This window comes from Mesorhizobium sp. M7A.F.Ca.ET.027.03.2.1 (assembly GCF_003999175.1).
In the GTDB taxonomy this organism is placed as follows: domain Bacteria; phylum Pseudomonadota; class Alphaproteobacteria; order Rhizobiales; family Rhizobiaceae; genus Mesorhizobium.
The window spans coordinates 1-2118 of the sequence record NZ_RZOM01001074.1 but is presented as its reverse complement, the minus strand read 5'-3'; the positions used below and the strand labels follow the sequence as shown (position 1 = coordinate 2118).

The 2118-nt window shown below is 63.3% G+C and carries 2 protein-coding genes and 1 tRNA gene; 1 reads left to right on the top strand and 2 read right to left on the bottom strand.

Going from position 1 to position 2118, the window contains the following annotated elements:
* Positions 1-234: 234 nt before the first annotated feature.
* Positions 235-320, top strand: a tRNA-Leu gene (locus EN750_RS31315).
* 146 nt (positions 321-466) lie between these two features.
* Here EN750_RS31315 and EN750_RS31310 read toward each other — a convergent pair.
* Positions 467-1915 (bottom strand): aromatic amino acid lyase, encoded by a 1449-nt coding sequence (locus tag EN750_RS31310; protein ID WP_127399019.1) that lies wholly within the window; start codon positions 1913-1915, stop codon positions 467-469.
* Between the two features lie 26 nt (positions 1916-1941).
* The coding region (locus EN750_RS31305; RefSeq protein WP_145968093.1) for a GDYXXLXY domain-containing protein at positions 1942-2118 on the bottom strand (177 nt) is incomplete at its 5' end.

The window sequence follows — 2118 nt, the reverse complement described above, 5'->3', positions numbered from 1 at the left end:
CTTTCATGGAAGGGTGGCCGACGCTCCCAGTGGGCGGGGGGAATGGGTTGGGCCTGAGAGGCGCCGGCCTTGGCGGATCAAATCCACCACACAGGCATCCTACCATTACCCGCCGCGCCGATAATTCCGTGATCGCGCCAGTATCATCAAGCCGCCCCGTCTGTTTGCACGTTCGGCGAACGCTCAACAACACGACTTGACGGCCTGTGTCAGGCGTCTGAAAAGGGCTGGCCTGCGGACGTGGCGGAATTGGTAGACGCAAGGGACTTAAAATCCCTCGATCTCTGATCGTACGGGTTCGATTCCCGTCGTCCGCACCACCTTTCTCTCTTCGAGCTTCGGGTGGCGGGCCACCTGAAGCTCGAAGAGCGAAGGAGCGTCCTCCGAAGCCTTGGCGAAGGAGGACCGGTTCGAATTTTATCCGTTCAGGCGCACCAATTTCACCAGCCACGGCTTGTTGGCATCTCTACGCCTCGAACACTTTCTGTGTGAACCATTCCGCCAGCCTGGCAAGTTCCGGCCCCAGCACACGATCGGCGCCGACAGGCGGCACGATAGCTCTGATTTGATCGACGAAGGAGCGCAGTGCTGGCGGCGGCGTCCGTTCGGTGACGTGCAGCGCCTGCGAGGCGATCATCGCCAGCATCGCCATGGCGGCATCGACGCAGCGGCCGGCGGTTGCCTCCTTGGTCCATGCGAAGAACGCCGTCGTGGCGACATCGTCCTGCCCCGCGCCGGCCGATTCCGTTCCTGGAATGAAGGTGCGCTGTGCGGCCAGCTTGGCCTGCTCAAGATAGCCGGTGATCGCCATCGGCACGTAGCCGACATTGCCGTGGCCGTCGCTGTCGGCTGAGTGACGTGCGGTCATCAGCAGATCGGGCAGCAGCGACACCTTGCCGTTGAGCAGCTTGGAGGCGTGGCGATCACAAAGCAGGCAGATGTCGGCCCATATCGCCGCCAGATCATCCAGTGCCGGCGTCACCATGGCGTTGTGATAGCCGCCGGTCGAGATGCAGCGGCCGAGCGGATGTGCATCGTCGGGCGGGATGTAGACCGGATTGTCCGATATAGAGGCCAGCGACACAGTGGCTGCCTGCTCGGTCGACGACAGCGCACGATGCGCCTGGCCGAGGACGCGCGGCACGATGCGGTAGCTGACCGGCGCCTGATAATTGCGTCGCCCATCGCCGGCGCCAACCAGAAATTCCCGCAAACCCTGCAGGGCCGCGGCCTCATGCTCATCGCCCCAGAGCGTGTCGAGGGCGGCGTCATAGTGTTCGAGCGGGGCACGAAACGCCTCGATCGACAGCGCGAACACCTGTTGCGCCATGCGGATGCGGCGGCGCGCCGCGAGCGCTGCGTCGGCCACCAGAGCAGCAGCGCAAGGCGAGCCGTTGATGAGCGAACCGCGTTCCTTGACCTCGAGATCGAAGCGCGTCGAAAGTTCTGCAAACAAGGGATAGAGCGCCAGGATCTCACCGGCACCGCCTTGGCCGGAGGCCGGCACGACAGGCATCGGCTCACCGTCGAGCATAGCGGCCACGGCAAGCGCGATGCGCGGCGTTGTGGCGGCGTTGCCCTCGATGAAATTCGTCAGACGGGCAAGCACGATTGCCCTGACTACGCGATCCGGCAAGGGATCGCCGAACGAGGTGGCGGCGGCAAACGCCTTGATGCGCGCATGGCGATCACGCTCGTCAGGTTCGAGCTTTCGGCTCGCCAATTCCCCCATGGCGGTGGTGACGCCATAGATGACCGGTGGCGGATCGGATTCAATCAGCTTCAGAAACGAAGCGCGGCATTCGGCGATGCGCTGCAAGGCCTTCTCGCCGATCGTCACCGTGTCCTTCTTCCAGGCGACGCGGAAAACAGTGTCGAGGTTGATGTCGTCACGCTTCGACAGGTTAACGGGCATGCTTCACACCACTGGAAATAAGGGACTTAGTAGAGTGGTTCCTCGAACAGCGTCTTGTCGCCGTCGACCAGCGCCTTGATCTGCGCGGTGCCGTCGCCGGCGAGCGCAAGACGGATGCCGAATGGCCGCACCCGCATATCGTTCTGGATCGCCATCCCCTCGCCTTCCGGCAAATAGAAGCGCTCGATGCCATAGTCCGGTGC